The sequence below is a fragment of the Acetobacter sp. genome, assembly GCF_047721705.1.
Classification (GTDB): domain Bacteria; phylum Pseudomonadota; class Alphaproteobacteria; order Acetobacterales; family Acetobacteraceae; genus Acetobacter.
This window is the reverse complement of record NZ_JBDNXK010000034.1, coordinates 24,813-32,478: the sequence shown is the minus strand read 5'-3', so window position 1 is coordinate 32,478 and position 7,666 is coordinate 24,813. Positions and strand designations below refer to the sequence as shown.

Here is a 7,666-nt window from a genome sequence, read left to right as displayed (position 1 = left end):
CGCTTCAGGCTGCGCGCCCGCTGTTTTTTTCTCGTGCGCGTCCCAGTCTATGAAACCACCGCTGTCTTCTTCATCGTCTGCCGGTGGCTTTTCCTCATCCGCTCGCCCACGATGCACAACGCGGTCATCGGAGGAATCAAGAAAACTGAAAGGCTTTTCTGCCTCCTCGTGGGCATGACTCTGCGGAGGCTCATTCGAAGCTGCTGCGTGATCGTCTTTTCTCCCCTCAGCCTCTTCGTCGAGGAATGAGAAAACACTCTCCTTTTCGCCATGAACCGCATGATCTTCATGCCGCTCGTCGGGAGCCGTAGCCACTTCCGCCGGATGAATCTTTTGCGGAACAGCTTCGGTTTCAGGGGCCTCTTCAAACACATGATGTGGAGCGGCAGCTTCAGCAAACGGTTCAAGTGGCTCGGGCTTTTCCGAGAGAGGCTCTGGAAGAGGCTCGGCAGGTGGCGGCTCCTGCACCGGGGCCGGAGGGGGTTCCTTGGGCGGTTCCTGTATAGGAGGCTCAGGCGTCCGCGCGGCTTCAGTGCCGTCAGGCCCGACCTCCGACTTTGAAGCTTCCGGGAGCGGGGATTCCGCTACTGGCGCAGCAACCGAGGATGTCTGTTCAGCGGCAGGAGCAACCGGTTCCTGTGTTTTTTCTGCAACAGGCTCGGCTTTCGGTGATTCACTTGCCGGAATCTGCGCCCCAGAAGGCTGTTCATCAGGGGGAACATCCGTTTGACGGATCGCGGGAACCACCCAACTGGTCCCGCAGCTGGCGCATTTGAGCGTCCTGTCCTTTTTCAGATAGGACTCTGGCACATTATATTTAATGCCGCAGGACGGGCAAACAATCAGCATCCGGGTTCCTCTTCTCCGATCGCGATATCTTCAACGCCGCGACCACGCACATCCGTCTTGGGCACCATACCTTACGATCCGTTCCCAATCTCTAAACATTTCTAAACGAGAACGCACGGGGACAATACCGCGTTCAATGAGAGCGTCATCGACAGAATATCCTTTGCCACGGTATGGTTGCCTATATTTTTCTCTTCTCTCCGCACGCTTGGGAGTGTGTCGCACATGATCCGCCTCCATGACGTTACCTGGCACCAGGGCGCCATACCGCAAGGCGGACAGGCCACGCTGCGGAACATCAGTTTCGTCGTGCCTCAGGGAAGCTTTCGATGGCTGCTTGGCCCCTCCGGCGCCGGGAAATCCACACTGCTACGCCTGCTGCATCTTGAAGCCCTGCCCGCGAAGGGCAAGATGGACATTCTCGGCACGGACATCAATCCGCAGGTGAAACGTTTCACCCTCTCCCGCCTCCGACAGAGAATCGGCATGGTGCCGCAGGACTATCGCCTGATGCCGACACTCTCCGTCGCGGACAACGTCGCCCTGCCGCTCCGCCTGCAACGCCGCACCGATGAAGAAGTATCGCAGGAGGTCCGTTCCATTCTCGACTGGCTCGGCCTTGCCGAACGCCGTCAGGCGCGCCCCAACCAGCTTTCAGGTGGCGAGCAGCAGCGCACGGCCATCGCCCGCGCCGTTGTCATTCGGCCTGGTCTCCTGCTGGCCGATGAACCTACCAATGCGCTGGAAGACAGTCAGGCGGAACGCGTGATCCGCATGTTCCGTGAACTTTCGGCTCTGGGAACGACTGTCATCGTGGCGACCCACAACGATACGCTGGTGCAGCGCTTTCCCGCTCCCGCCCTGAATCTCAGGCAGGGACGCCTGACAGCCGATGAATAAGAGTCGCCGCATGCGCGATGGGCTTGCGCTCGCCCGCGCACTCCCCGATCGCAGCCTTGTCCTGATGGTGGCGGCGATGAGTCTGCTGGCGTCGCTGACTTTCGCCTGCGCCGTAGGAGCCCAGTCCCTGTCCGCGCGGTGGGCGAAAGGCGCCGCAAACCTCGTGACCGTGCAGATTCCCGACCCGGACAGACCCGCTGCTTCAGGGCATGCCGGGATGCCCTCCCGCCTTCAGGCGGTTCTGACTGCCCTGCAGGCCGATTCCTCGGTGGTGAAAGCGCATCGTCTTGATGATAAAGAACTCGACAGGCTGCTGAAACCGTGGATCGGCGACACATCCACCGCCGCCATCCCGCTCCCTGCTGTCATTGAAGTCGATCTCGCACCGGACGCTACCCTGTCTGACACGCTGATGTCCGATCTGGTCGCCAAGGCTCCCGGCACACTGGTCGAGAAGAACGATGACTGGCGCGGACAACTGCACGCCATTGCCAGCAGTCTTGTGGCCTGTGCCGGGCTGGCACTCATTCTGGTCGGCGCGATTGGAGCGGCTGTTATCGGCATGGCTACGCGGCTCGGTCTCAGTGCAAGGCGGGAGAGCGTGACGATCCTGCATGAGCTGGGAGCATCCGACGGCTATGTCGCGCGGCGTTTCGGGGGGCGCATCGCCCTGCTGTCCTTCGGCGGTGGAATTGCGGGAACATTGCTTTCCCTACCGCCGATCGCTTTCCTAACACGTCTGATGGCACCCCTTGCCGGAGCGAGCGCGGATGAAAGCGCCCCCGGCGCGTTGCGGGGCTGGTGGGCATTCTGCTCCAGTGCGTTGGGCACCCTTCTGCGTGGCGATGCGCCGCAGTCCCTGCTCATCGGTCTTGCCTGCGTTCCGCTGGCCGTAACGCTGATCGGCTGGCTGACCGCTCAGGTCATTGTGCGGGTCTGGTTGCGGCGGCTTCCATGAAGACGCCTTCATCGGGCCAGAGGTTCCCCTTCTGGAAACTTGTGCGCCTGTGTTGCGCAAGTCTGTGCCTGTTACTGCTCATGGGTTTTGGCCTGTTCGTGCGTGGCGCCTTAAAAGAACCAACGGATCCTCCGGTCTCCGATGGCATCGTCGCCCTGACAGGCGGCACGGGGCGGGTGGAAACCTCGCTCTCCCTGCTGCAACGCGGACGTGGACGGCTCCTGCTGATTTCGGGCGTCGATCCACACGTCACACTGAACGATCTGGCACCCGATCTGCCCCCCACAGTGGCATCCCGCATCACTCTTGGCCGTGAAGCCACGTCCACAGCGGGAAATGCCACAGAAGCACGGCACTGGGTTCGGGCCAACCATATCCGGAGCCTGATCGTCGTTACGGCGGGGTATCACATCTGGCGCGCCGAACTGGAAATATCCCGCATGGTGCCGGGGGTGATCATTCACCCCTATCCAACCCAGCCACCCGCTCTGAAACGCCAGTTCACCCGCGACACGTGGCGACTGCTCGTGCGGGAATACGGAAAGTTCCTTCTCGCCTCTATCGGGCCGGTCTCCGCTTTCCGACATGCAGTCGATGCCTCCTGAGCACACCGCTCATGGTCTGGCAGCCCCGACCTTGTCTTCCTGCGACCGACACTTTTATAGAGAATATTCACTTTCAGCTTGCAGACTGAAAAGATCATTTTCCAGTCAGCTTTAATTCAGGAATTCTCTCGCCACATGCCGTCATTGCTGCCTGATATCCTGCCGCAGCAGCCTTGGCTGCTTGGCCATACGCTGGAACAGGCGCTCAAAACCGGGACCGGCTCATCAGCGCTGCGGCAGAAAGCCGAAGCGGCTCTGCGGGGTGATCTTGCACAAGCCCTGCATGATGGCAGCTTTCACGCGGCACTCTGCGCAGAATCACTGGCAATGCTGGCGGCTGGCGAGAAAGAGCAGGCTCTCGCGTGGGGCCGCGCGGCGCACGTCATCACACGCCGGTTCGCCCATTGCTGGCTGCCGTTTCTGGATATCATCATCGGCAGCGGTCTGCTGGGAATGCAGACGCATCGCGTGTCTGAAACGGCCATTCCCCACCAGTTGATGCAGTTCTGGGATAAACCCGATCTTCCTGAAGACGTGCGTGATCTGGTCACACTCTGGCAACGGGAAGAACCCGGCTTCCAGCACAGCCTCGTCAATGAAGAAGAGGCCACCGCCTACATCACTGCGCACTATCCTCAAGCCATTCTGACGGTGTGGCAGGGCATCGAGCATGTGGCTGGCCGGTCGGACTTTTTCCGTCTGTGCTGGCTGGCCAGAGAAGGCGGCACCTACATAGACGCTGACGAACATCGGGTTGGCCCGCTCGCCAGCCTGCTTACGCCGGGCGCAGGACTTGTCGTCAACTGGTCGCCGGGTCCGCCCCCCTGCGTCAACAACTGGTTCATTGCGGCCCGACCGGGACATCCCGCCCTGGCTGCATTGCTTCAGCAAGCCGTGACTGTGCTGACAGTGGCAGCAAACCAGCATCAGCGCCTCAGCCCGTGGATCGCCACCGGGCCGGGCCTGTTCTCCATGGCCATCATGGATGCCGTCGCGATGAGCGAAGGTGTTCCGGAACTGTTTTCCGACCTTTCACTCCAGCCGGAGAGCTTCTATCGGACAGTAGCGCTGTCTGAGGGCGAACTCTCCTATCGCCAGAACGCCGACACGAACTGGAAGCTGGCCTACTGATCAGGCCCCCAGCAAAACGCCGCTGAAAGTTTCCCTGACAAGACTCAAAGGCAGTCCATCGCTCCGGCAGACCGTTGCGATGTGACGAAGGATCGGCGTGTTCGCGGACAGAGGTTGCCCTTCCTGCCACAGCACCGTGCTATCGAGATTATCCCGCGTGACATTCAGGGACGCGACAACACGCCCGAACGGCACGGATGTCGTATCGAGTCTTTCATTCATCGGGGCAGGCAGGCGAGAAGGCGCATACCAGTTGTCGGCCCACGCTACCTCCAGCGAACCGCAACAGAGGGCCACCAGCCGATATTTCAGAGGTTCATTGGGCGGGAATACATGCGCCGCCTCTGGAGGAACCGGCTGAAAAGGGGCTTCTTCCTGCCGCACAGTCAGCCTGACCGGCGCTTCCCCCAGTCCCTGCTGCTCACACCATTGCTCCAGCACCCTTGTCGCGCTTGAGGCCTCGAGCAGCATGGTATTCAACAAGGCGATCCGCCTTTCCACCAGCGTCATCATCCTGTCGGCAGCACCTGCCGTACAAGGTCGAAACAGGTATTGGTCGTGGTGACTGGCAAACCGCCCCACATATCCTTCACGGCTTCGACAATGACCACGCCACCACAGGACGGCAGGACCGTGCTGCCCGCCTTTTCGATAAAGTCCCCCAAACGAGATCGATGCAGTGGTGGAAATGGCGGCGGATAAAGCGCCGTTCCACAGCTCTCGACATGGAACATGGACTCTCGCATCTGCTCGCGTATCTGACGTGGCGAAAAAGGCGTCCCCTGCCCGAATGGCGTTGTGTCGCTATGCGCCCACACACCGCGACGATTGGGAACGACAAGCAGCAGTTTTCCATCGTCCCGCATCACTTTCCACACGGCCCGCAACAGATCCCGACTGGCCTGCGTCGTCTCCAGCGCATGCACCATCAGCACCCGATGGAAGGACAGATCTGGAAAAGGCAGTGACGCTCCATCAATGAGACACTCAGCATACGATGAACGGCGTGAACTGCTGGACGTCCCGTTACCCAGACGCGCCGCCACGATGAAAGCCGCCTGCTCCTCCCACAGAGGAAGAAACGGCTGGGTATATCCAATGCCAAGCAGCGTTTGCCCTGACAGATCGGGCCATGCGGCAGTCAGATGGCGCGCCAGCAGACGCACGGCCCCCGCTCCGGTCGCCGCCTCATAAAACACATTTGCGGAACGAACTTCATCCTGCATGGCACGTACATTATCATGAAAGACGCCAGACGTATCATTAACGGAGCATTTCTCATGCCGATTAGCGTTCTGCCTATCTCAGCTCTCTCCGATAATTATGTCTGGATGCTGACAGACGAGGAAACCGGCTGTGTCGGGGTGGTGGACCCCGGTGAATGCGCCCCTGTCCGGGCCGCGATCGAAGCGCAGGGAGGACGGCTCGATGTCATTCTTCTCACCCACCATCACGCCGACCATATTGGGGCGGCGGAAACCCTACGCGAGCGTTACGGCGCGAAAATCATTGGCGCCGCCGCCGATGCGAAACGCCTCCCCCCACTCGACAGGGCCGTGCGTGCAGGAGACGAAGTGATGTTGGGCAGCAGCAAGGCTCTCGTGCTGGAAACACCGGGACATACAATCGGTCATATCGCTTACTATTTTAACGAACCACCGTCCCTTTTCTGCGGCGACACGATGTTCAGTCTTGGATGCGGTCGTCTGTTTGAAGGCACGCCGGAGCAGATGTTCAAAAGCCTGCATGCCTTTGATGCCCTGCCCGATGAGACACGTGTCTATTGTGGACACGAATATACAACATCCAACGCCCGTTTCGCGCTCGCCGTGGACCCAGACAATACGGCCCTCAAGGAACGCGCCGAAGAGGTCTCGAATTTACGCGCGCGTGGGCTGCCTTCCCTGCCCTCCACCTTGGCGTCGGAACGGGCCTGCAATCCTTTTGTTCGGGCAGATACGCCTGAGGAACTTGGCAGACTCAGACGCGAAAAAGATCTCGCCTGACGGACCTGAGCCGTTGCAGTCTGTCAGGGCATTTCGCTTCGGGTTCCGCTTTTCAGCCACTGTGCCAGCGAAGCTGCTTCAATCGTTCCCACCGACCACACACCGCTTCGTAAACGGAGCGGCATACTGAGTGTCACAGATGACGTGTCGGAGGACTGTTCGTTCTTTTTCTCGGACACATTGGACGAGGTCACGCTTCTGGACGCTATTTTTTGCAGAACCTCAGTAAACCGACCGATTTCCGGCGCAACCACGCCGGACACCGCCATTTGATGCACGGCATTATCAAGCCCCCGCATGGTCAGGTCGAATTCGCCCACGGGGTCAGCCTGCCACGCAAGCTTCCCCGCCAAAGAGAAAGAAGCGGGCCCGAAATGTCCCTCGCCGATATGCAGGATGGTCTCTGGCACTTCATCGTCAGAACTGGTGAGGCCGGTTGAAGAAAGCGCGATACGGATATTTTCCACACTATCGCCAAGACCAGCGATCCGCTGAGACAGAACAAGCTGTGTCACCGTCGTATCACTGGCCAGAAGCGATGCCTGCCCGTTGCTGACTGGTTGCCAGCGCAGCACACTCGAAAGCGACTTAAACCTTAGGGCGAAAGGTGTGGTGAGGCCAGAGGCTGGAAAGGATTCGACCTCCATACTGGCGGCCGGAACCGCTAGCAGCGCTTCCAAAGGTGTAACATTCGGATGAACGACCAGATTGGCGTCTGCTCCGACAAGGCGCACGGCCAGATCGGTTTGATTGCCATGGGTCAGCAACAACGCGTGTGTGCCGCCAGCCTCCACCGTGACACGAGAGGAGAAGCGAGCATGGCTTATTCCTACCTGATTGCACCCGTAACTGAGCGTGCGGCCTCCTACTGAACCCGTGAGACGCACATCCGTCAGGTCAAGCCGTATTTTCAGAAGTGCGGCGTGAGGAACGGCCTGCCGCCACGTCAGCTTCCATCCCTGCGCCGCCATCTGCTTCTGCTGATGCTCCAGAGCATGGAGCAGACTCCGTTCTTCAGCCCGAATGATGAAAGGCGCAGAGACACCCAGAAGGATGGCAAGACTCGCTCCAGCCACGAGACTCATTTTCCATCCCACCGGAGGACCTCCAAACTCATGCACACCGTAATTCCGGTCTCGTACAATGTGTCAGTTTTTTGAAGCAAGCGGTGGAGAGAAAAGAAGAATTTCCCGTCTTTCGCCCCATGCAGAAAATCA

9 protein-coding genes are annotated in these 7,666 nt (G+C 59.7%); 5 read left to right on the top strand and 4 right to left on the bottom strand.

Annotation, left to right across the window (positions count from 1 at the left end; genetic code table 11):
- Window positions 1–849, bottom strand: an 849-nt coding sequence (locus ABF824_RS07755; RefSeq protein WP_415487723.1) for a zinc-ribbon domain-containing protein, incomplete at its 3' end; no start/stop codon positions are given.
- Window positions 850–1,074: 225 nt separating this feature from the next.
- Between ABF824_RS07755 and ABF824_RS07750 the strand changes: the two genes are divergently transcribed.
- From ABF824_RS07750 to ABF824_RS07735, 4 genes are all read left to right on the top strand, one after another.
- Window positions 1,075–1,749 (top strand): cell division ATP-binding protein FtsE, encoded by a 675-nt coding sequence (locus ABF824_RS07750; protein ID WP_415487721.1) that lies wholly within the window; start codon window positions 1,075–1,077, stop codon window positions 1,747–1,749.
- On the top strand, window positions 1,742–2,707 hold the full coding sequence (locus ABF824_RS07745; RefSeq protein ID WP_415487719.1) for a cell division protein FtsX: 966 nt from the start codon (window positions 1,742–1,744) through the stop codon (window positions 2,705–2,707). Before ABF824_RS07750 ends, ABF824_RS07745 begins: the two co-directional genes overlap by 8 nt.
- Window positions 2,708–2,787: 80 nt before the next feature.
- On the top strand, window positions 2,788–3,312 hold the full coding sequence (locus ABF824_RS07740) for a YdcF family protein (protein WP_415487727.1): 525 nt from the start codon (window positions 2,788–2,790) through the stop codon (window positions 3,310–3,312).
- A gap of 135 nt (window positions 3,313–3,447) precedes the next feature.
- Complete coding sequence (locus ABF824_RS07735; protein WP_415487717.1) at window positions 3,448–4,443, top strand: glycosyltransferase family 32 protein; 996 nt, start codon at window positions 3,448–3,450, stop codon at window positions 4,441–4,443.
- On the opposite strand, the gene ABF824_RS07730 is transcribed toward ABF824_RS07735, so the two are convergent.
- On the bottom strand, window positions 4,444–4,956 hold the full coding sequence (locus ABF824_RS07730) for a hypothetical protein (RefSeq protein WP_415487715.1): 513 nt from the start codon (window positions 4,954–4,956) through the stop codon (window positions 4,444–4,446).
- Entirely contained in the window at window positions 4,953–5,669 is a 717-nt protein-coding gene (locus ABF824_RS07725) for a methyltransferase domain-containing protein (protein WP_415487713.1), read from the bottom strand. The genes ABF824_RS07730 and ABF824_RS07725 overlap by 4 nt, the downstream gene beginning before the upstream one ends.
- 54 nt (window positions 5,670–5,723) lie before the next feature.
- On the opposite strand from ABF824_RS07725, the gene gloB reads away from it, so the two are divergent.
- Window positions 5,724–6,449 carry a hydroxyacylglutathione hydrolase gene (gene gloB, locus ABF824_RS07720; RefSeq protein WP_415487711.1) on the top strand — a complete coding sequence of 242 codons (726 nt, stop codon included), beginning with the start codon at window positions 5,724–5,726 and terminating at the stop codon, window positions 6,447–6,449.
- A gap of 23 nt (window positions 6,450–6,472) precedes the next feature.
- On the opposite strand, the gene ABF824_RS07715 is transcribed toward gloB, so the two are convergent.
- The gene (locus ABF824_RS07715) at window positions 6,473–7,534 is read right to left on the bottom strand and encodes a hypothetical protein (RefSeq protein ID WP_415487710.1); all 1,062 of its coding nucleotides are present in this window, start codon (window positions 7,532–7,534) and stop codon (window positions 6,473–6,475) included.
- Window positions 7,535–7,666: the final 132 nt, after the last annotated feature.

What these genes read in the sequence shown, in the direction of transcription:
- ABF824_RS07750 (WP_415487721.1), top strand. Translation starts at nt 1,075, where the DNA reads ATGATCCGCCTCCATGACGTTACCTGGCACCAGGGCGCCATACCGCAA.
- ABF824_RS07745 (WP_415487719.1), top strand. Translation starts at nt 1,742, where the DNA reads ATGAATAAGAGTCGCCGCATGCGCGATGGGCTTGCGCTCGCCCGCGCA.
- ABF824_RS07740 (WP_415487727.1), top strand. Translation starts at nt 2,788, where the DNA reads ATGGGTTTTGGCCTGTTCGTGCGTGGCGCCTTAAAAGAACCAACGGAT.
- ABF824_RS07735 (WP_415487717.1), top strand. Translation starts at nt 3,448, where the DNA reads ATGCCGTCATTGCTGCCTGATATCCTGCCGCAGCAGCCTTGGCTGCTT.
- ABF824_RS07730 (WP_415487715.1), bottom strand. Translation starts at nt 4,956, where the DNA reads ATGATGACGCTGGTGGAAAGGCGGATCGCCTTGTTGAATACCATGCTG.
- ABF824_RS07725 (WP_415487713.1), bottom strand. Translation starts at nt 5,669, where the DNA reads ATGCAGGATGAAGTTCGTTCCGCAAATGTGTTTTATGAGGCGGCGACC.
- gloB (WP_415487711.1), top strand. Translation starts at nt 5,724, where the DNA reads ATGCCGATTAGCGTTCTGCCTATCTCAGCTCTCTCCGATAATTATGTC.
- ABF824_RS07715 (WP_415487710.1), bottom strand. Translation starts at nt 7,534, where the DNA reads ATGAGTCTCGTGGCTGGAGCGAGTCTTGCCATCCTTCTGGGTGTCTCT.